Here is a 20,961-nt window from a genome sequence, read left to right on the forward strand (position 1 = left end):
GGCTTCGACTCAGAAAAACTTCGGAATGGATCCGCGCCGCCTGCCCCCGCTCAACGCCGTCCGGGCCTTCGAGGCGGCGGCCCGCCACCCCACCTTCCAGGCCGCCGGCGACGAACTGGGGGTCAGCGCTGGCGCGGTGGCCCAGCAGGTCAAGGCGCTCGAAGCGTGGTTCGGTCTGCGCCTCTTCCGCCGGCTGCCGAGCCGCGGCGTCGTCCTGACGCCGGCGGGGGAGCGCTACGCGCGGGCGGCCGGGCAGATGCTCGACGGCTTGGCGGCGGCCACCGCGGGCCTGAAGCGGCAGAGCGAGGACGACGCGCTCACCGTCAGCACCACGCATTCCTTCGCGGCGCTCTGGCTCATCCCGCGCATCGGCGACTTCCGGGCGCGCCACCCCGACATCGACGTGCGCATCGTCGCCAACAACGCCCTCGCCGACTTCTCCCGCGACGCGGTGGACCTCGCGATCCGGCACGGGAAGGGCGGCTATCCGGGCCTGCGGGCCGACCTGCTGCTGCGCGACGCCGTGTTTCCGGTCTGCAGCCCGGCCTTGCGGGACGGGGAGCCGCCCCTGCGCCGGCCGCAGGATCTCGCCGGCCACACGCTCCTGCACGACGGCGACCCGCTCGACGCCGACATGGTCGGCTGGGCGGAGTGGCTGGCGGCGGCGGGGGTGCCGGGCGTCGCGGGGCGGCGCGGCCCGACCTTCACCCACACCTTCATGGTGCTGCAGGCGGCCACCGCCGGGCAGGGGGTGGCCCTGGCCACGCGGGTGCTCGGCGGCGACCTGCTGGCCCATGGCGGGCTGGTGCGGCCCTTTCCCGAGGAGGTCGCGAGCCCCTACTCGTTCTTCGTCGTGACCCCGGACGAACCGGACCCGCCCAAGGTCGCGCGCTTCCGCGCGTGGCTCGCGGCACAGGCCGGCGCCCCGGTTTCGCCGCTTTGAGGCGGGAGCAATCGCGGCGGGGCGCCGTCGCGCAGTGGCACCTTCGCGGATGGCGCGAGGCGCTCTAGTCTGGCGCCCGTGAGCCTTCACGATCGGTTAACCACGAGAGGCGAGCGTGCCGCGCACGGCCATGATCCATCACCGCTCCCCCCGCCCCGCGGCGCGCCCGCGGCCCGCGGCCCTCCTCGGGGCCGCCCTGATCCTCGGATGCGCCGGGGCCCTGCCGGCGCGCGCCCACCCGCATGTCTGGATCACCACCCGGGCGGAGATCCACTATGCGCCGGACGGCCGCGTCACCGCGGTGCGCCATGCCTGGACCTTCGATCCCTCCTATTCGGCCTTCGCGGTGCAGGGCCTCGGCGAGGGCGCCCCGGCCCCCGAGGCGCTGGCCGCGCTCGCCCGCGACAACACCGAGAACCTCGCCGACCAGGGCTATTTCACCCGCCTGAAGCTCGACGGCCGCAAGCAGGATTTCGGCCCGCCCGCCTCTCCCGCCATGACCTACGCGGACGGGCGGCTCACCCTGCACTTCACCCTGCCCCTGAAGGAGCCGGGCCGCGGCGCGGCCGTGCTCGAAGTGTTCGACCCGACCGTCTTCGTCGACTTCACGCTCGCGGAGGGCCAAGCCGCCACCCTGGTGGGGGCACCGGCCACCTGCAAGCCGGAGGTGCAGCGCAGCAAGGCCGCCCCGGCCCAGGCCATGTCCGAATCCTTCTTCGCGGCGCTGACCGCCGCCTCGTCCTACGGCGCGCAGTTCGCCAACCGGATCGTGGTCTCGTGCTCGTGAGGCTGCGCGCGAGCGCCCTCCCGCCCGCCTCGTCGCCCGGCCTGCAGCCGGGCGGCGCCCTGCTGCGGCTCGCCCTCGCGCTCGCGGCGCTCGCCTGCGCGGCCGGCCTCATCGCCGGGCTCGCGCTCCTCGTGGCGCCCGTGGCCGCGGCTCCGCCCCGCTCGCCCTTCGGCATGGGGCTGCGCGAGGCGGCGCCCTCGGGCGCGGGCGGGTTCGGGGCGTGGCTCCTCGCGCTCCAGGCCGGCTTCTCGCGCAGCCTGCAATCCGCCGTCTCGGCGCTGCGGGCGGGGGAGGGGGGCTACGGGATCCTCGCCGGGCTCGGCTTCGCCTACGGGGTGATCCACGCCGCCGGGCCGGGGCACGGCAAGGCGGTGATCGCCGGCTACATCGTGGCGGGCGAGAAGGCGCTGGCGCGGGGCTTCTCCTTGAGCGTCGCGGCGGCGCTGCTGCAGGCGGGCGTGGCGCTCGCGCTCGTGGGTGTCGGGGCGGCCGTCCTTCGCCTCACCGCCTCGGGGCTGACGGAGGCCGGCCGCTGGATCGAGAGCGCGGGCTTCGCCTGCGTGGCCCTGCTCGGCCTCGCGGTGACGTGGCGCAAGGCCGGCGCCCTGGCAGGCCTCCTCACCGGCGGCGCGCAGGCCGCCTGCGGCCCGGATTGCGGCCACGCCGCCCTCACCGATGCGGAGCGGGTCGCCCGGCTCTCCACGTGGCGCGAGCGGGCGGGCGTGGTGCTCGCCGCCGGCATCCGCCCCTGCGCGGGCGCGGTGCTGGTGCTGGTGTTCGCGCTCTCGCAGGGCGTCGTCTGGGCCGGCGTGCTCGCGACGCTGGCGATGGCGCTCGGCACCGCGCTCACCACCGGCGCGCTCGCCTCCCTGGCGGTGTTCGCCAAGGCGCTGGCGCTGCGGCTGGCCGGCGGGCGGGGCGTCGCCGGCGCGGTCGCGGTGGCCGGCCTCGAACTCGTCGCCGCGGCGTTCGTGCTGGCGCTCGGGCTGGCGCTGCTCGCCGGCTACGCCGCCGGCATCGCCTGAGGCCTGCGCCGGGCGCGCGCCGGATCAGGCCGGTTCGGGAACGCGCGCCCTGGCGGGGAGCACCACCTCCTGCCGCTCGCGGGCCAGGAAGGCGGTCGGCATCGCGGCCTGGAGCTGCTGTTCGAGATCGCGCAGCAGCGCGTCGCTGTGCTGGGGATAGTGGTGGACGATGCCGAGCTGGCGCACATCGGCGGCGCGGCAGAGGTCCACGCCCTTCTGCCACGTCGAGTGGCCCCAGCCGCGGCAGGCCGGATACTCGCCCTCCGTGAACATCCCGTCGAACATCACGAGGTCGGCGCCGCGCACGAAGTGCAGCAGGTCGGGTTCGGGCCAGACCTCCCCGTGCTCGATGTCGCTGATGTAGCAGGCGGTTCGGCCTGCATGGCGGAAGCGGTAGCCGGTGGCGCCCTGCGGGTGGCGCAGCGGCAGCGTGTCCACCGCGACCCCGTCCGAGAAGTGCAGGGTCTCGCCCGAGCGGAAGCCGTGATGAACGAAGCGCGCCGGGATCATGTCGAGGGTGATGGGGAAGAGCGGCGGCGCGAACAGGCGATCCAGCGCCTCCGCGGCGCTCGCCCCGTCGAGGTTGCCGCAATAGGTGTGGATCTCGCGCTCGCGGTCCAGCACCGCCGGCTTGCAGAAAGCGAGTCCGGTAACGTGGTCGAGGTGGAGGTGACTGAAGAGGAGGTCGATCCGCTTGGGCAGGTTCTGGCCGTGATGCGCGCCGAAGGCGTGGATGCCGGTGCCGGCATCGATCACGAACAGTCGCTCGCCGCAGCGCACTTCCACGCACGGCGTATGACCCCCGAACTCCACGAAGTTCGGACCCGAGGTGCAGGTGGACCCGCGGACGCCCCAGAACCTGATCGTCAGGTCGTTTGGCGCAGAGAGACCCTTCATTGTCATGCCGGCACGGTGATCCGGTTTGGCGCGAAAGAATGTGCGGCGGCGCACAGGACGCCCCTGGTTCCGGTCCCGTCTCTGATTTCGGGATTTGCGGGGGGCAAATATGCCACACCCGGGACAGACTGGCGACCCCGCGCGGGGCGCAGCATTCCGGACGCGACTCCTGTCGCAACCGCGATCACGTCCACGCGCTTGCTTCCTCACGAACGACGGGCTCCCCGGCGCGGTTCCCTGCCTCGGCGGGGGGCACCACCTCCACGGTGTTGCGCACCGCCCGCAGCACGGTGTCGAACGGCAGGTCGGGCGGCAGGCTGACCGCGTCGGGCAGGCAGACGACGAGGCCGCGCCCGGCCCTGGCCGCGCGCAGGCGGGCGAGGCCGGCCCGGATCTCGACGGGGCTGCGCTCGTCGAGGGCGAGGCCCGCCACCAGGATGTCGGGCTGGCGCACGAGGCAGCGCGCGACGTCGATGGCGCTGCGCTCGGCCGGCGTGAGCGCCCCCTCCCGCGCGCCGAGCCCGCTCTCGGCCGCCCGGGGATCGACCCGGGCGGCGAGGCCGAAGCGGAAGACCGTGCGCTCCAGGCCCCGCTCCGTGAGCACGCGCTGCATCACCGCCCGTACCCGCGTGCCCGCCCCGGCCTCCGCGCCGGCGATGCGGCCGAACAGCAGGTTCTCCTCCAGGCTCGCCGCCACCGTGACCCGGGACGGGTCGTAGAACTCGACGGCCGCGCGCAGGGAGGCCGGCAGCAGGGCCGCGAAGGTGCGCCGGGCGCCCACGAGGCGGGCCTCGAAGGCCGCGTCGATGAGGCCGAAGCGGTGGCGCGTCTCGCTGTAGCGCAGGGCGAGCCCGATCAGCCGGGCACGGTCGCGCTGGCCGGCCGCGCCCCGGCGCCAGCCCGTCGCCTCGGGCTGGCGGGCGACGAGATCCTCGAAGAAGCCCCGCTCCGCCGCCGGAAACAGCGAGAAGGCGTCGAAGAGCGGGTGATCGTCGGGCAGGTCGGCGAAGATCTCGACGGTGGCGCGCGCGATGGACAGGCCCATCTCGATCATCGGCCGCGTCAGGCCCTCAGCCTCCAGCACCGCGCGGGTGAAGGGATGGCTGGCGAGCCGCGCCTGCGCGAAGGCGCTCCCGACCGGCTCGCCGAACAGGATGTTCTCGCCGACCGTGGCCTGCGCGTTGTAGCGGTGGGGATCGAAGGGCTCGATCAGGTGCGCGGCGCCTTCGGCCGCCAGCGCCGCCCGCAAGGCCTCCCGCGTCGCCACGATCGCCGCCGCGGTGTCGGGGTCGATGGTCGGGGCGACGAGGCTCGCGAGGCCCCGCGCCACCACGAGGCGGTCGAGCCCCGTGACGGTGAGCGCCTCCAGGAGCCGCTCTTCGAGATGGAGCCCCGGGGGTGGGGCGGCGTCCGGATCGGGGCTCGACCCGTCCGCGAAGGCGAGGTCGCCGTAGAGCAGGTTCTGCAAAAGGCTGCCGGCCATCAGCACCGGCTCGTCCCCCGCGAAGGCGATGCGGCGGGCCCGCTCGGAGGGATCGAAGGCGCGCAGGTCGGTGCCGTCGTAGGTCACCCGCCCGGCGGTCGGTTCGAGCTGGCCGGCGAGGAGCGCGGCGAGCACCCGCCCGCCGCTGCCGCGCCCGCCCAGGATCGCCACGTGGCCCGGCATCGTCAGCGCGAGATCGACCCCGGTCAGGCGCTCGCCGGAGGCCGGATCGTAGGCGGCCACGCCCGCGAGCACGATCGGTCCCTGCGCGGGCAGGCGGGCCGTGGCCGCGCCGCGCCCGACCCCGCGGGCCCGCGCGGCCAGGGCCGCGGCGGTGCGGCCGATCTCCCGGAAGGCCGGCAGGGCTGCCTTGCGCCGCTCGTTCTGACGCAGCCAGAGCGCGAGCAGGCTCGCGGCGAGCGCGAGGCTGCCGAAGGCCGAGGCGAGTTCGCCCGCCGTGACCGGCATGCTCCGGTCGTCGTGCCAGAGGGCGGTGGCGAGCACGGTCGCCGGCAGGAGGACGACGAGGGCGAGCGCCGGCGCGCGGGCGCGGGCGAGGGCGGCCTCCGCGGCGGCGAGGCGCCGCCCGGCTGCCGCGGCCGCATGCCCGAGGCGGGCGCGCTCGAACGCGGCCGTGCCGTGCGCCCGCACGGCCGAAAGCCGGCGCACGAGATCGCCGAGCGCCTTCTCGATCGCGGCGCTCTCCTGGCGGCGCTGATCGGTCTGGCGGTTCACCCGGGCGATCAGCAGGGCGCGGGCGAGGGCGGCCGCCACGATGCTCACCGCCACCGCCGGCACGAGCCGCGGGGCCGCGGCGGCGGCCACGAGGAGTGCCAGCATCACCGCTCCGCCGGCCAGCGCCGGCACGAGGAGCCCGGCCGCGAACAGCCCGTCGACCGCCCGCAGGCCCTCGCCCACCTGGGTGGCCATCGCGCGCGCCTCCTCGCGGCCGGCCGGCCCCGAACGCAGGATCGCCTCCGCCGCCACCTGCCGCAGGCGCTCGACGGCGCGCCCCTGCGCGGCGAAGCACAGGCGCGCCACCGCGAAGCCGAGGCCGGCCAGCAGGAGCGCGACGACCGCCAAGCCCCCCACCGCCCACAACGTCATCCCCTCCTCGCTGACGTGCCAGCCCGGCAGCAGCGTCGCGGTCCCGCCGAGCCGCTCGGGCAGCGGCAGGGCGATGTGCAGCAGGCGCAGGCTCGCCCGGCCCGGATCCGCGACGGCCAGGAGTTCGTCCACGAGGTCGCGCACCAGCGCCAGCCCGAGCCCGACCAGGGGGCCGCCGAGGACGAGGGCGGCCGCGATGGCCGCGGCGTGCTGGCGCGGGGCGCTGCGCCACGCGAAGACGATGGGATCGCGCTCCATCCTCGATCCTGTCCTGCCTCGATCCTGTCCTGCCTCTATCCTGTTCCGCCGCCCGGCGTGGTCCACGGCTCGGGGATCGCGCGATGGGGGCGGTCGAGGCGCAGGAACCGCTCTCCCGGCTGGGCGAGGGACCGGGCTGAGGGACAGGTGTGCAGGACGACGCGCGACGTCACGGCAACCGGCACCGCCGTTCGTGCGCGATCGGACGCGTGCCCGCTCTCCGCACGCTGCTCTGCGTCCCAAAGCGGCAGCGTTCCATCCTCACCCCTGCCCCGCTCCCACCCGGGAGAGGGGGGTCTACGTGCCACGCCCCGAGACGCCGGCCTGATCCCGGCCGCAGGCTTAACGGATCGGCGCGCCAGGGAAAAGCCGGGCCGCCTCGGGCTCCCGCGGCGCGCTCAGGCGATGAAGGCGTCGTAATCCTCCCGCACGCGGCGGGCAGCGTCCCGGGCGGCGTCGCGCAGCCACGGGTCGGGCAGCGCCTCGAGGTAGGCGCGCAGCGGCCCCGGGCCCTTGGCCGTGCCGAGATGCACGTTGGCGAGTTCGCGCCCCATCGCGTGCAGGATCTGGCGCTGGCCGGCGAGGTTCTCGATCTCGTCGATCTCGACCTTGCGGGCCTCGGGCGAAAGGCGCCGCACCACCCAGCCCTCGGCGAGGCGGAAGGCCGGGTCCGGCGCCCGGCAGGCCGCGGCGAGAAGCGCCCGCGCCTCGGCGATCGGGTCGAGGCGCCCGGACGCGCCGGCATGCACCGCCGAGGGCAGGGCGGCCTTCGCCTCGCGCGCGACGAGGCCGCCCTGCCACTCGGCCACCGCCGCGAAGCGCGGACGCCCGAGGCTGCCGACTCCCGCCTGGCGGCGGAAGAAGCGGATCTCGCGGGCGCCCTTCGGCAGGCTCTCGCGCAGGAGCGTGAGCGCCGGCTCCGGCACCCGGTCGGGCTCCACCGCCTTCTGCTGCAGCAGCTTGCGCCAGTGCTCGCGCGCCTCGGCGCCGTTGGCCGTCGCGAGGTCGCGCAGCCACGCGTGCCGGTCCTCCAGGATGAACGGCTCGGGGCCGAAGCGCAGATGCGCGGCGTAACCCTCCAGGATCGCGTCCACCGCCTCGTCGGCGCCGAGATGGAATCCCGCGCTCTCGGCTTCGAGCGTGGCGCTCGCGGCGAGCCGCACGAGGTCGCTCGTGAAGGGCAGGACCGCCGCCTCGTCGACGTCGTTGACGCCCCAGACGAGGCGCCCCTCGGCGTCGCGCCAGGTTCCGAAATTCTCCAGGTGGGTGTCGCCGACCACCAGCAGCCCGGGGGCGAAGCGGATTTGGTCGGCCACGGCCGCGAAGTGGTGATGCCAGCGGTAGAACGTGCCGCGCAGGAACGCGAAGGGGCTCTCGCGCATCTTCTCCTGCTTGCGCGCGAGGTCCCGGTCCCGGAGCTTGCAGTAGGTCTGCGCCCAGTCGAGGTAGGCGCTCGTCTCCTCCTCGAAGCTCGCCGCCTCGCCGTGGCGTCCCGCCCCGTGCCGACCCATGCCGTCCTCCTGGCCATCGCCCCTTGCCATCGCCCCGTGCGGGCGCGCCGCCATGAGACACGGGCAGGACGGGATGACGCAAGGGGCGGCGAGTCTCCTCCCACCGCCCGCAGCTGGGGATCAGCCGCCGGCCGGCGCCTGCACGATCACCCCGGACCAGCCGAGGCCCGCATAGGTCTCGTAGCCCGGCGTGCGGTGGAAGGCCGTGACCGTGCCGGTGCGCGGGTCGGTGTCGTAGCCGCCGCTGCGCTGGCGCGGATCGAGGGCCAGCGTCTCGGCGAGCGTGCCGCGCCCGTCCGAGGCGGCGAGCACCCGGCCGGCCGCATCGACGATCAGCACCCGGGTGCGCTCGCGGTCCTCCGGCGCGACCCGCACGCCCGACACGATGGCGCGGGCCTGCGGCTCCCAGTCGAAATGGATCGCCAGCACGCCGAGCGGTCGTCCGTCCGCCCGGCCCCCCTCCCGCACCCCGGCGCAGTAGGTTGCCGCCTGGGCGCCGCCGAGGAGAGGGCGCGCCGCCACCTCGGCGGCCACGTAGGCATCGCCGTTCGGCAGCGCCGCGGCGCGCCGGAACCAGTCCTCGCCCGCGACGCTCGCCCCCACGACCCCCGGGAACCGGTCCGGGCGGCCGTTGGCCACCACCACGCCCGCGGCGTCGCAGAGCCAGAGATCGAGATAGACCGTGTAGGCGGACAGGATCACGCCGAGCCGCTCGCTCGCATAGGCGGCCCGGTCCGCATCCGGCGCCGCCGCGCAGGCGACGATGGCCGGGTCGGTGGCCCACCAGCGCACGTCGCAGGTCCGCTCGTAGAGATTGCGGTCGATGAGTTCGACGGCGTTGAGGGCGAGGTCCACCATCCGCTCGCCCTGGGCCGTCTCGGCGAGGCGGCGCATCATGCCCTGGAGGCCGGTGATGCGTCCGGCGAGTTCGGCTTCGAGGGAGGCGGCGATGCTCTCGACCTGTGCGCCGACCGCCCGGACCTCCTGCGCCACGACCGAGAAGCCGCGGCCCTGCTCCCCGGCCCGCGCCGCCTCGATGAGCGCGTTCAGGGCCAGCATCTTCACCTGCGCGGTGACCGCATGGATCGACCGGGTCTTGTCCGAGACGATCCGGCGCACCGTCTCGGTCTCGCCCGCGACGACGCTCAGGGACGGCCGCTCGCCGCCATCATGGTCAACCTTGTGAGCCCGCACGAGCATCGCCGCCCTCGTTCCGTCAATCGAGGCCGTTAGATTTTGCCCTTTGTTCTTACAAAATCCTGAATTTTCTGACGAGTTGCCGGTAGATATATTCCGTGATGCCGACCGGCTTAGTTCATCCGCGATCTTGCGGATGACCGATAGAAAGCCGATGCGAGCGAGCGTTAGGTTGCCTAATCGCTGCAGGGGTTCGGATCGTTGATGGGTTGTGCCGGACGGTTCTTGGGTACTGGTCGAAAATACATCGAGTATTGTGTACCTGGCGATCTTGGACGTGCGCGCCGATGGCCGTCGTCATCGGTTCCGGCGCGTGGATGCGGCCCCGAACCTCAGGGCGCAGCGCAGGTATAGCTCGCGGCCACCGCCGGATCGCCGCTGCCGTCGTGGCGGGCGACCTGCGGATAGGGGCAGACGGGGCGCGACCACAGCGCGGGTCCGCCGGGGGCGGCGGTCTTGGTGGCGACGAGGCTGTCGGGCGCCTCGCCGCCCTCCACCCAGCGCTCCAGCGCGGTGAGCGGATCGATGCCGGTGTCGCTGATGCCGGGTCCCTCCGTGCCGATGCCGCAATGGTCCATGCCCGGCACCATGAACAGCCTCGCGGTCTCGCGGAGGCGGTCGTAGCCGCCCTCGCGCTCGGCCAGCGCCTCGTAGAAGGCGACGGTGAGGCCCGGGACGACCAGGGGATCGGCCCAGCCGTGATAGAGCAGGAGCTTGCCCCCCGCCTGCCGGAAGGCCGAGAGGTCCCCCGCCAGGGTCAGCTTGCCGGTGCCGGGGTTGAAGGTCGCGGCGTTGTAGACCGGCGCCATCACGGCGGTGCGGGCCGGGTCGGTCTCGAAGTCGAAATCGGCCACCTGGAAGGCGGGGCCGGCCGCGGGCTGGAAGGCCATGTAGCGCAGGAAGTCCCGGGCGAAGAGCGGCAGCAGCGGCGGGGCGTTGCCCGCACCCGTGAGCCAGCGCGGCCAGTGCACCTCCGAGCCCTTGGGAACCCCGCCCGGATAGAGCCGGCGGCCGGCCGCGTCGCTCGGGCCGGCATACCATTTCTCGATCACCCCGATCTCGGCCTCGCTCAGGCACTCGGGCGTCTCGGGCCCCTGGCAGCGCAGGGCGGCGGGCGAGAAGCCGCAGGCGCGCGGATCGGCGACGAGGCCGATGCGGGCGTCCTGCCCGGACGCGCAGGCGGCGGTGACCGCCTCGGCCACCCGCTTGAGCTTGGCCGAGGACAGGATCGGCTGCCCGTTCGGCCCCATATTGGCCTTGGCGACCCAGGCGAAGCTGGTGGCGACGAGGCCCGTATAGTCGAGGGCTGGCGCCCCCGCGACGATGCCGTCGAAATCCTTGGGGAAGCGCAACGCCTCCATGGCGGCCATGCGCCCGCCGGTGGAGCAGCCCGCGAAATAGGCCTTGCGCTGGGGCTCGCCGTAGAACGCCTTCACCAGGACCTTCGCGACCCGCGCGGTCTCGGTGACCGAGCGCGTGCCCCAATCGGCCTGGGCCACCGGGTTGTTCATCGCCCAGCGCCCGTCCACGACGCTCGTGCCCCAGTGGCCGCCATCCATCGTCGCGGCCGCGTAGCCGCGCCGCAGGCCGAAATTCGCCGCGTTGGTGAAGCCCGCCGCGTCGGAGTTGAGCAGTCCGCAGAAGCCGCCGCAGCCGACTTGGTAGAGCTTGCCGTTCCAGCCCCGCAGCGGCAGCCGCACCTCGATGCTGGTGGCCGGGCGCAGCGTCGCCAGCACCCGGCAATAGCCCGGGAGGTCGCCGGCGGCCGGCACCTCGGCGGCGGAGTGGAGGTTGACGGACTCGATCCTGAGGTCCGCGAGGCCCTTGCAGGGGCCGTCCGCCAGGGCGGGACCTGAGGCGAGGGCGAGCGCGACGGCGGCCAGCCAGGGCTTCGAGATCACGCGGCATCCTCCCGGTCTCATGCTTGAGCGTGAGCATAGGAAGGGAAGCCCGCCGAGTCGATGCGCTCCCTCGGGCGCGCGTGTCGCTCTCCTGCGCATCCACGAACGCCACCCTCAAAGGATTCGAAGCGCGATCCGACCGGGCGATGATTCTCGGTCATGAGGGCGTCTCGGCGCGGCACGGCTGTCCTGCCGCCGGGTTTGCGCTACACACCCTCACCAATGAAGGATGCCACGGGAGGAAGCATGGCCGGAGCAGGGATGGCCGGAGCGGGTCACGCGGGCGCGGCGCCCGAGGCGTTCGGGTCCTACGACTACATCGTGGTGGGGGCGGGCTCGGCGGGCTGCGTGCTCGCCAACCGCCTCTCGGCCGATCCGCGCCACAAGGTCCTGGTGCTGGAGGCGGGCGGGCGCGACAACTGGATCTGGTTCCACATCCCGGCCGGCTACCTGTTCGCCATCGGCAACAAGCGCGCGGACTGGCTCTTCACCACGCAACCCGAGGCGGGCCTCAACGGGCGGGCGCTCGCCTATCCGCGCGGCAAGGTCATCGGCGGCTCCTCGGCCATCAACGCCATGATCTACATGCGGGGTCAGGCCGCCGACTACGACGGCTGGCGGCAACTCGGCCTGGAGGGCTGGGGCTGGGACGACGTGCTGCCCTATTTCCTCAAGCACGAGGACCACATTGCGCCCCCGAACGAGTTCCACCGCTCGGGCGGCGAGTGGCGGGTCGAGCCGCCGCGCATCCGCTGGGCGATCCTCGACGCGATCCGCGACGCCGCGGAAGCCGCCGGCATCCGCAAGATCCCGGACTTCAACACCGGCGACAACGAGGGCTCGTCCTACTTCCAGGTCAACCAGCGCCGGGGCCGGCGCTGGAGCGCGGCGCGCGGCTTCCTCAAGCCGGCGCTGACGCGCCAGAACCTGCGGCTCGAGACCGGCGTCCACGTCGAGCGGGTGCTGATCGAGGAGGGCCGCGCGGCGGGCGTGGTATTCGAGCGCGGCGGCCGGCGCTACCTCGCGCGGGCGAACGGCGAGGTGCTGCTCTCGGCCGGCGCCGTCGCCTCGCCGAAGCTCCTCGAACTCTCGGGCATCGGCGACGGGGAGCGCCTGCGGGAACTGGGCCTCGCCGTGGCGCATCACGCGCCCGGGGTCGGCGAGAACCTGCAGGACCATCTGCAGATCCGTCCGGTCTACAAGGTGACCGGGGTGCCGACCCTCAACCTGACCTACGCCAACCTGCTCAAGCGCGGCTGGATGGGGATCGAGTACGCGCTGTTCCGCACCGGGCCGCTCACCATGGCGCCGAGCCAGGTCGGCGTCTTCGCCAAGTCCTCGCCGGACTACGCCACCGCCAACCTCGAATACCACTTCCAGCCCCTCTCGCTGGACAAGTGGGGGGAGGGCCTGCACCCGTTCGGGGCCTTCACGGCGAGCGTCTGCAACCTGCGCCCGTCGAGCCGCGGCAGCATCCACGCGGCGAGCCCCGACCCCGCCGCCCCGCCCGCCATCCGCCCCAACTACCTCGCGACCGAGGAGGACCGCCGGGTGGCGGTGGACGCCCTGAAGCTCACGCGCCGCATCGTCGCCCAGGCCCCGCTCGCCCGCTACCGGCCGGAAGAGTATCTGCCGGGACCCGGCATCGTCAGCGACGCGGACCTGCTCAAGGCGGCGGGCGACCTCGGCACCACCATCTTCCACCCGGTCGGCACCGCCCGCATGGGGCCGGACCACGAGGCCGGCGCGGTGCTCGATGCGCGGCTGCGCGTGCGCGGCGTGCGGGGCCTGCGCGTGGTCGACGCCTCGGCGATGCCGCGCATCACCTCGGGCAACACCAACTCGCCGACGATCATGCTGGCCGAGAAGGGGGCGGCGATGATCCTGGAGGATGCCCGCGCCGGCTGACGCGCCCTCAGCCCTCCCGCCGCGCGATCACCGCGACGGGTCCGCCGCCATCCGGCCCCTGGTGCTCGGCGCCGCCGGACACGAACAGGTCCGTCATCCCGGTGAGCCCGGCGAGCGCGCCCGCCACGAAGCCGCGGGCGTGGCGGGTGGAGCTGATGTCGGAATCGGTGAGCATGGTGTGGCGCCGGCCGCGGATCAGCCCGTCCGAGGAGGCTTCGGCCTTGGCGAGCACGGCGGCGAGCCGGGCGCGGCCGGCCTCGTCCACGAAGCCGCCCGGCCCGGCGAGCCCCAGCCGCGCGAGGCAGGCGGCGACGGGGGGCACGTCGATGGCGTCGGCCATCACCGCGTGGTCGATGACGAGCGGCCCGGTCCAGTCCGGGGACATGCCCATCACCACGATCTCGTGGTCGAGGAGTTCGACCCCCGCCGAGGCGCCGCAGCGCCGCGCGAACAGGCCGGAAGGGGCCTCCGCCACCGCGTCCGGGATGGCCTCCTCCCCCACCTCGCCCAGCGCCAGGGCGGCGCCGAGCGCCGAGGCGCCGCGCGACAGGCCCATCGACTTCAGCGTGTCGCGGGTGGCCGGCACCGCGCCGCGGGCGAGCGCCGCACCGATCCGCTCGGAGGTGAGGAGCGGGCACTTCACCTGCACGTAATGGACCTCGTCGGGCGCGAGACCGGCCTCCGTCATCGCGGCGCGCACGCCCGCCGCCACCATCCGCACCTGCGCGCGCCGCCCGAGATCCTCCGCCGCCAGCACCGGCGTGCGCGCCTGCCCCACCGCGAGCGCCGGGCCGGGGCCGGCGGCCTCGGCTACGCTGACCACGAGCCAATGCGGCGACAGCCCGCCCTCGGTGCCCCCCGACATCACCAGGGCGATCCGCGCGAGCGCCGCCTCGGAGAGGTGCGGTGCGAACAGGGCACGCAGCGCGTGCACGGCGAACGGGCGGGTGAAGTCGTTGACGCAGCCGTTGCCCTCGGTCTTGGCGAAGACCGCCACCACCGCCTCCGGCGCGAGGCGGCCCGCCTCCAGGGCCGCGGCGAGGGCCGAGACGTCGTCGGGCGCCGCCATCGGCAGGCGCAGGATCTCGGTGCGGCGGGGCATGGGCTGTCCTCCCGGGTGTGGCTGCGCCGCGGCGGGCAACCGGCGTGCCAGGATCGCCGGACCGGCTTGTCCCGCCAAGCCGCCGTACCGGCTCAGATCAAGCGTCGACGAGGCCGGGGGCCGCCCGGCGCGTCCGGACCCTGCACCGGGCCTGCGCGGCTTGCATGGCCGTCCGGCCCGAGCTTTGCTGGTGGGCCTGCCACCCTGACCCCACGGAGCCGGACCTTGCCCGAGACCCAGCCCTCCGCCGACGCGATCGGCGCCTACGTGGATGCCGCCGCGCCGCTGCTCGGCCTCACCGTCGATCCGGCGTGGCGCGACGGGGTCGTCGGGCATCTCGGCGCGATCCTGGCCGCCGCCGGGCGGGCGCTCTCCGAGCCGCTGCCGGACGAGCTCGAGGCCGCCCCGGTCTTCGAGGCCGCGCCGTGAGCCCGGCCCTCACCGCCGCCGAGATCGCGGCGGGCGTCGCCGCACGCACCCTCCGGGCCCGCGACGCCGTGGCGGCCGCCCTGGCGCGCATCGCCGCCCTCGATGCCCGGGTCGGCGCCTTCACGGACGTGACGGCGGAGCGGGCGCTGGCGCGGGCGGACGCCCTCGACGCGGCGCTCGACCGGGGCGAGCCGGCCGGCCCCCTCGCGGGCGTGCCCTTCGCGGTCAAGAACCTGTTCGACGTCGAGGGGCTGCCGACCCGCGCGGGCTCCAAGATCAACCGCGAGCGCCCCCCGGCCCGCCGCGACGCGATCCTGGTGCGCCGCCTGGAGGCGGCCGGCGCGGTCCTCGTCGGCGCCCTCAACATGGGCGAGTACGCCTACGACTTCACCGGCGAGAACATCCACGACGGGCCGAGCCGCAACCCGCACGACCTGCGCCACATGAGCGGCGGGTCCTCGGGCGGGTCGGGGGCGGCGCTCGCCGCCGGCTTCGTGCCGCTGACCCTCGGCTCGGACACCAACGGGTCGATCCGGGTGCCGAGCGCCTTCTGCGGCGTGTTCGGCCTCAAGCCCACCTATGGCCGCCTCTCGCGCGCCGGCAGCTTCCCGTTCGTCGGCAGCTTCGACCATCTCGGGCCGCTCGCCCGCAGCACCCGCGACCTCGCGCTCGCCTACGACGCGATGCAGGGACCCGACCCCGACGACCCGGTGGCGACGAAGCGCCCGGCCGAGCCCGTGGCGGCGGTGCTGGAGGCCGGCGCGGCGGGCCTGCGCATCGCGGTGGCCGGCGGCTACTTCGCGCGCGGCGGCGACCCGGAGGCGTTCGCGGCCGTGGCCCGCGCGGCGGCCGCCCTCGGCGTCACGGCCACGGTGGAGATCCCGGAGGCGGCCCGGGCGCGGGCGGCGGCCTACGTCATCTCGGCCGCCGAGGGCGCCGCCCTCCACCTCGAGCGCCTGCGGGCGCGGCCCGCCGACTTCGACCCGGCGGTGCGCGACCGGCTGATCGCGGGCGCGCTGATCCCCGCCGCCCTGGTCGAGCGGGCGCAGCGGTTCCGGCGCTGGTACGCGCGGGCTGTGGCCGAGGTCTTCGCCTCCGTCGACGTGATCCTCGCCCCCGCCACGCCCTGCCGGGCGCCGCGCGGCGGCGAGACCACGCTCGTCCTCGACGGGGTGGCGATGCCGCTGCGGCCCAACATCGGCGTGTTCACCCAGCCGATCTCCTTCATCGGCCTGCCGGTGGCGGCGGTGCCGGTCCGGCCGGACGAGGGCCTGCCGCTCGGCGTGCAGGTGATCGCCGCGCCCTGGCGGGAGGACCGGGCGCTGCGCGTGGCGCGGGCGCTGGAGGCGGCAGGCGTGGCCGCGGCCCCGGTAGCGCGGCTCGATTGAGGGAGGATGTGATGGAGACCGACGATCCCGCGGTGCGGGCCGAGGTCGAGGCGGCCTTCGCGGCCTACGAGGCGGCCCTGGTCGGCAACGACGTGCCGACCCTGGAGGCCCTGTTCTGGGACGATCCCCGCACCATCCGGTACGGCGGGGGCGAGAACCTCTACGGCATGGACGCGATCCGGGCCTTCCGGCGGGCGCGCTCGCCGGTCGGCCTCGCGCGCACCCTGTCGCACACGGTCATCACCACGCACGGGCGCGACATGGCCACCGCCATGACGCTCTTCCACCGCGAAGGCCAGCCGGGCCGCGTCGGGCGCCAGAGCCAGACCTGGCGCCGCTTCCCGGACGGCTGGAAGGTCGTGGCGGCCCATGTCAGCGTCATCCCGGAGCCGCCCGACGGCCCGTGACCGGGGGCGCCATGCCCGGACCGGAGGCCGGCGATGCGGCGCGGCCTCCGCTCCGGGCACCAGGCGATCAGCCCGCCTCCTCCGGCTCCGGGCCGCGGGTGACGTCGAGGGGCCCCTTCTGGACCGTGCGCTCCGGCGGCTTCAGGGCGACGGTGGCGCCGGTGCGGGCCGCCTCGTAGATCGCCTCCATCAGGATCTGGTCCTGCAGCCCCTCCTCGCCCGGCGTGCGGGGCGTGCGGTTCTCCAGGATGCAGGAGGCCATGTGATCGATCTCGAGGGCGAACTGGTCGTGCGCCGCCAGGGCGCGCTCCTCGCGCGCCTCCGCGCGGCCCTCGCGATGGTGCAGGATCAGCCGCTGGCCCTCGTACGCGAAGGCGTTCTGGAGGTCGATTCCGCCGCCCTCCGCCTGCACCTTGAGGGAGCGGGTCTCGTGGGTGCCGTAGCTCGTGGCGCATTGCGCGATCAGGCCGGAGGGGAAGCGCAGCGTGAAGGCCACGGTCTCCTCCACCTCGCGGTAGAGCGGATCGTCCGCCGACTGGATCTGCGCCTGGACCGAGACCGGCTCCTCGCCGGTGAGCGCCCGCACGCCGTTGAGGCAGTAGAGGCCGATATCCGGCAGCGCGCCGCCGCCCGCCAGCGCCTGACGCATCCGCCACTGCTCGGGCAGGCTCATGGTCTGGGTGTTGACGGCCTCGACCAGCTTGGCGCGCCCGTACCGTCCCGAGCGGACGAGCTTCACCACCTCGCGGTTGTAGGGCTCGTACTGGCAGCGATAGGCGATCATCAGCTTCACGCCGGCCGTGGCGCAGGCGTCGATCATCGCGCGGGCTTCGGCGGCCGAATTCGCCATCGGCTTCTCGCACAGCACGTGCTTGCCGGCGCCCGCCGCCGCGAGCACGTGGTCGCGGTGCAGCCCGTTCGGCGTGACGATGTAGACCGCCTGCACGTCGGGGTTCTTCGCCAGCGCATCCCAGCCGTCGTAGCCGTACACCGCCTCCGGCCGCACGCCGTACTGGGCCGCCACGAGCCGCGCCTTGTCGGGCGTGCCCGACATCAGGGCCGCGAGCCGCGCCTTGCGGGTCTGACCGAAGGCCGGGAGGAGCTCTTCCAGGGAGAGGCGCCCGAGGCCCACCACCGCGAAGCCGACGCGCTTGTCCGGCGGCAGGGGAGCCGGAGGCGGGGCCGACGGGCGGTCGGAGGGGCCGCGCCAGTTGGGAAAGGTCACCCGCCCGTTCTCGACCCGGCCGGTGTCGACCTGCGCGCCGGACGATCCGGACGGGCCTGCGGCCTCGGCCGTTCCCATCGCCGCCAGGGTGGCGCCGCCTGCGAGCATCAGGGTCCTGCGTGAGAGAAGGGTCAGGTCGTCCGGCATGCGCCTCGCCCGGTGTCGTGAAGGGAGATCGCTTCCGAACGTGCCCCGGCAACCGGGGTTCCGCCGCGGCGGGCGCGCAAGGGGCGCGCAAGGGGGGCGCAAGGGCGCGCGGCGGGTCCCGGGACCCGCCGCGCCGAGTCTCACTCGCCGGCCATCATCTCGGGCGAGTAGTGACCGCACCAATCCGAGGCGGACACCACCGGCCACAGGCCGTGACCCTGGGGCTCCGGCTGGCTCACCGGCGGGTTGAACCGGCAAAGCCCCTCGTCGCCCTGCGGGCTGCCGGCGTTGAGCTTGTGGGTGTCGTAGTAGCGGCAGGTGCGGCAGGCCGCCCCGGTGTCCTGGCTCGCCATCGAGTCCTCCGTCCGAGTTCGGGCGGGACGCGAACGCCCGCGCGGGTGAGAGATTGGAATTCTTCCAAGCAACACCACAACGGCCGGGCCGGGAGCATGTTCCGCCCGGGCAGGGGCCGGTCCAGGCGTCTTGCCGCATTGAACAAAACAGGAACATTTGCCATCCTGCCGGGCATGGACGATCGATTGGCGAAGAAGCTCACCATCCTGGCCGATGCCGCGAAGTACGACGCCTCCTGCGCCTCCTCCGGGGGGCCGCGGCGCAAGGCGCCGCCGGGCGGGCTCGGCTCGACCACGGGCGCGGGCATCTGCCACGCCTACACGCCGGACGGGCGTTGCGTGTCGCTGCTCAAGATCCTGCTCACCAACTACTGCCTGTTCGACTGCGCCTATTGCGTGAACCGGCGCTCGTCGAACGTCAGGCGGGCGACGTTCAGCGTGGAGGAGGTCATCACCCTCACAGTGGAGTTCTACAAGCGCAACACCATCGAGGGGCTGTTTCTCTCCTCCGGCATCATCCGCTCGCCCGACCACACGATGGAGCAGATGATCCGGGTGGCGAAGGGCCTGCGCCGGCAGCACGGCTTTCGCGGCTACATCCACCTGAAGACGATCCCCGAGGCGAGCCCCTGGCTGATCGAGCAGGCGGGCCTGTTCGCCGACCGGCTGTCGATCAACCTCGAACTGCCCACCGAGGCGAGCCTGGAGCGGCTGGCGCCGGAGAAGGACGGTGCGGCGATTCAGGCGGCGATGGGGCAGATGCGCGAGCGCATCGCGCAGGCGAAGGACGAGCGCCGCCGCTTCGCGCCCGCGGGCCAGTCGACGCAGGTGATCGTGGGGGCGGATGCGAGCACGGACGTGTCGCTGATCCGCACCAGCGCCAGCCTCTACCACACCCACGCGCTCAAGCGGATCTACTACTCCGCCTTCAGCCCGATCCCGGATGCCGCCGCGATCCTGCCCGCGAAGCCGCCGCCGCTGCAGCGCGAGCACCGGCTCTACCAAGCCGACTGGCTGCTGCGGTACTACGAGTTCTCCGCCGACGACGTGGCCGAGGCGGCCGAGGCCGGCATGCTCGCCCTCGACGTCGACCCGAAGCTCGCCTGGGCGCTCAAGCACCGCGGGCGCTTCCCCGTCGACGTGAACCGGGCCGACCGGGAGATGCTGCTGCGGGTGCCGGGGCTGGGCGTGCGGGCGGTGGACCGGATCGTGGCGGCGCGCCGCCACACCCGGCTGGGACTCGCCGATCTCTCCCGCCTCACCTCTGGGCTGAAGCGGGCGCGGCCGTTCCTGGTCGCCGCCGACCACGCGCCCACCCGGCTCACCGACCGCCTCGACCTGCGCGCGCGCCTCGCCGAACCGCCGCGGCTCGGCGAGGCGCCGCGGCCCATCGAGCCGCCGCGGCAGCTCGCCCTGTTCGGCTGAGCGGATGCGGCGCGCCGTGCATCTCGCCCCGGGGGCGGATCTCGCGGGCTTCCGCGCCGCTGCGCGGCGGCTCGCCGCGGACGACATTCCGCCCGAGGCGGTGACGTGGACGCAAGGGGACGCGCCCGCCCTGTTCGCGGACCGGGAGGACGCGGCCGGCGCCGCCCCGCTCCCCCTGCCGCGTCCGGTGGCGGAGCTGATCGCGGGCGTGGTGCAGCACCGCGATCCCGAGCGCTTCGCCCTGCTCTACGGCCTGATCTGGCGGGTGCTGCGGGGCGAGCGGCACCTCCTGGAGGTCGCGAGCGACCCGCTCGTCCATCGCCTGGCGCGGATGCGCAAGGCGGTGGCGCGCGACCTGCACAAGATGCACGCCTTCCTGCGCTTCCGCCGGGCCGGCGCGGCCGGAGCCCGCGAGCGCTTCGTCGCGTGGTTCGAGCCCGACCACCACATCCTGGCCGCTGCCGCGCCCTTCTTCGTCGAGCGCTTCCCCTCCTTCGACTGGGCGATCCTGACGCCCGACGGCTCGGCCCACTGGGACGGGAGCCGGCTCGATTTCGGGCCGCCCGGGCGGCGCGAGGACGCGCCCGCCTCCGACCCGTTCGAGGCCGGCTGGTGCGCCTACTACGCCAGCACCTTCAACCCGGCCCGCACCAACCCGGCCGCGATGCGCGCCGAGATGCCGAAGAAGTACTGGCGCAACCTGCCGGAGGCGGCGGCGATCCCCCTCCTGGTGCGGGGCGCGAGCGCGCGCGTGGCGGAGATGATCGAGCGGGAGGCCCAGGCGCCGCTCAAGCGGGTGCCGGCCCGGGCGCTCGCCGCCATGAGCGCGCAGGAGCCCGCGAGCCTTTCCGACCTCAACGCCCTGATCCGGCGCTCCGAGCCGCTGGTGCCGGGGGCGACGCAGGCTGTGCCGGGCGAGGGACCGATCGGCGCCCCGATCGCCTTCGTGGGCGAGCAGCCGGGCGACCAGGAGGACCGGCAGGGGCGCCCCTTCGTGGGGCCCGCGGGCCAGCTTCTCTCGCGCGCCCTGGCGGAGGCCGGGCTCGACCGCGCACAGGCCTACCTGACGAATGCGGTCAAGCACTTCAAGTTCGAGGAGCGGGGCAAGCGGCGCATCCACCAGAAGCCCAGCGCGGGCGAGGTGGCGCATTACCGCTGGTGGCTCGACCGCGAACTCGGCTTCGTCGGGCCCCGGCTCGTGGTGGCGCTCGGCGCCACCGCGGTGCTGGCGCTCACGGGCCGCAGCGTGCCGATCACCCGCGCGCGCGGTCCGGCCCGGTTCGACGGGAAGCCGTACCAAGGCTTCATCACCGTCCACCCCTCCTACCTGCTGCGCCTGCCGGAGGCGGCCCAGACGGACGCCTACGGGCAGTTCGTGGACGACCTGCGCCGCGTGCGGGCGCTGGCGGAGGAGGTGCGGGGGTGAGGCTCAGGACGGGCGGACGAGCGTCTTCGACGTGACGCGGGC

The 20,961-nt window shown here is 74.5% G+C and carries 17 protein-coding genes; 9 read left to right on the top strand and 8 right to left on the bottom strand.

Annotated elements, in window-relative coordinates:
- Positions 1-25: 25 nt before the first annotated feature.
- From gcvA to MFF61_RS08725, 3 genes are all read left to right on the top strand, one after another.
- Positions 26-943, top strand: a complete 918-nt coding sequence (gene gcvA, locus MFF61_RS08715) for a transcriptional regulator GcvA (protein WP_238234699.1) — start codon at positions 26-28, stop codon at positions 941-943.
- 115 nt (positions 944-1,058) lie between these two features.
- Complete coding sequence (locus MFF61_RS08720; protein WP_444543592.1) at positions 1,059-1,730, top strand: DUF1007 family protein; 672 nt, start codon at positions 1,059-1,061, stop codon at positions 1,728-1,730.
- Positions 1,721-2,755, top strand: coding sequence for a nickel/cobalt transporter (locus MFF61_RS08725; RefSeq protein WP_373324658.1), 1,035 nt, complete (start codon positions 1,721-1,723; stop codon positions 2,753-2,755). Before MFF61_RS08720 ends, MFF61_RS08725 begins: the two co-directional genes overlap by 10 nt.
- A 24-nt stretch (positions 2,756-2,779) precedes the next feature.
- Here MFF61_RS08725 and MFF61_RS08730 read toward each other — a convergent pair whose 3' ends face one another.
- The 5 genes from MFF61_RS08730 to MFF61_RS08750 form a co-directional block, all read right to left on the bottom strand.
- Positions 2,780-3,658 (bottom strand): MBL fold metallo-hydrolase, encoded by an 879-nt coding sequence (locus tag MFF61_RS08730; RefSeq protein ID WP_238234700.1) that lies wholly within the window; start codon positions 3,656-3,658, stop codon positions 2,780-2,782.
- Positions 3,659-3,836: 178 nt separating this feature from the next.
- Positions 3,837-6,500: an ATP-binding cassette domain-containing protein gene (locus MFF61_RS08735; RefSeq protein WP_238234701.1), complete on the bottom strand. Its 2,664-nt coding sequence runs from the start codon at positions 6,498-6,500 to the stop codon at positions 3,837-3,839.
- Positions 6,501-6,898: 398 nt separating this feature from the next.
- Complete coding sequence (locus tag MFF61_RS08740; protein ID WP_238234702.1) at positions 6,899-8,011, bottom strand: DUF2252 family protein; 1,113 nt, start codon at positions 8,009-8,011, stop codon at positions 6,899-6,901.
- 120 nt (positions 8,012-8,131) lie between these two features.
- Positions 8,132-9,211, bottom strand: a complete 1,080-nt coding sequence (locus MFF61_RS08745; protein WP_238234703.1) for a methyl-accepting chemotaxis protein — start codon at positions 9,209-9,211, stop codon at positions 8,132-8,134.
- 329 nt (positions 9,212-9,540) lie between these two features.
- Positions 9,541-11,109, bottom strand: coding sequence for a tannase/feruloyl esterase family alpha/beta hydrolase (locus MFF61_RS08750; protein WP_238234704.1), 1,569 nt, complete (start codon positions 11,107-11,109; stop codon positions 9,541-9,543).
- 261 nt (positions 11,110-11,370) lie between these two features.
- On the opposite strand from MFF61_RS08750, the gene MFF61_RS08755 reads away from it, so the two are divergent.
- Positions 11,371-13,017, top strand: coding sequence for a GMC family oxidoreductase (locus tag MFF61_RS08755; RefSeq protein WP_238234705.1), 1,647 nt, complete (start codon positions 11,371-11,373; stop codon positions 13,015-13,017).
- A gap of 7 nt (positions 13,018-13,024) precedes the next feature.
- Here the strand turns inward: MFF61_RS08755 and atzD are convergent, their stop codons facing one another.
- Positions 13,025-14,119 (bottom strand): cyanuric acid amidohydrolase, encoded by a 1,095-nt coding sequence (gene atzD / locus MFF61_RS08760; protein ID WP_238234706.1) that lies wholly within the window; start codon positions 14,117-14,119, stop codon positions 13,025-13,027.
- 225 nt (positions 14,120-14,344) lie between these two features.
- On the opposite strand from atzD, the gene MFF61_RS08765 reads away from it, so the two are divergent.
- Genes MFF61_RS08765 through hpxZ form a run of 3 tightly spaced genes read left to right on the top strand, consistent with a single transcriptional unit; the run spans position 14,345 to position 16,343 of the window.
- Positions 14,345-14,548, top strand: a complete 204-nt coding sequence (locus MFF61_RS08765; protein ID WP_238234707.1) for a DUF4089 domain-containing protein — start codon at positions 14,345-14,347, stop codon at positions 14,546-14,548.
- The gene (locus MFF61_RS08770) at positions 14,545-15,936 is read left to right on the top strand and encodes an AtzE family amidohydrolase (RefSeq protein WP_238234708.1); all 1,392 of its coding nucleotides are present in this window, start codon (positions 14,545-14,547) and stop codon (positions 15,934-15,936) included. Before MFF61_RS08765 ends, MFF61_RS08770 begins: the two co-directional genes overlap by 4 nt.
- Before the next feature lie 11 nt (positions 15,937-15,947).
- A complete protein-coding gene (gene hpxZ, locus MFF61_RS08775; protein WP_238234709.1) occupies positions 15,948-16,343 on the top strand; it encodes an oxalurate catabolism protein HpxZ in 396 nt (131 codons plus the stop codon).
- A gap of 67 nt (positions 16,344-16,410) precedes the next feature.
- Here hpxZ and MFF61_RS08780 read toward each other — a convergent pair whose 3' ends face one another.
- Positions 16,411-17,715: a Gfo/Idh/MocA family protein gene (locus MFF61_RS08780; RefSeq protein WP_238234710.1), complete on the bottom strand. Its 1,305-nt coding sequence runs from the start codon at positions 17,713-17,715 to the stop codon at positions 16,411-16,413.
- A gap of 140 nt (positions 17,716-17,855) precedes the next feature.
- Positions 17,856-18,068 carry a hypothetical protein gene (locus MFF61_RS08785; RefSeq protein ID WP_238234711.1) on the bottom strand — a complete coding sequence of 71 codons (213 nt, stop codon included), beginning with the start codon at positions 18,066-18,068 and terminating at the stop codon, positions 17,856-17,858.
- Positions 18,069-18,242: 174 nt separating this feature from the next.
- On the opposite strand from MFF61_RS08785, the gene MFF61_RS08790 reads away from it, so the two are divergent.
- Both MFF61_RS08790 and MFF61_RS08795 read left to right on the top strand, forming a co-directional pair.
- Complete coding sequence (locus MFF61_RS08790) at positions 18,243-19,493, top strand: putative DNA modification/repair radical SAM protein (protein WP_238234712.1); 1,251 nt, start codon at positions 18,243-18,245, stop codon at positions 19,491-19,493.
- 4 nt (positions 19,494-19,497) lie between these two features.
- On the top strand, positions 19,498-20,919 hold the full coding sequence (locus MFF61_RS08795) for a UdgX family uracil-DNA binding protein (RefSeq protein WP_238234713.1): 1,422 nt from the start codon (positions 19,498-19,500) through the stop codon (positions 20,917-20,919).
- The last annotated feature ends 42 nt before the right edge of the window (positions 20,920-20,961 follow it).

It is taken from the genome of Methylobacterium isbiliense (genome assembly GCF_022179325.1).
GTDB classification, from domain to species: Bacteria; Pseudomonadota; Alphaproteobacteria; order Rhizobiales; family Beijerinckiaceae; genus Methylobacterium; species Methylobacterium isbiliense.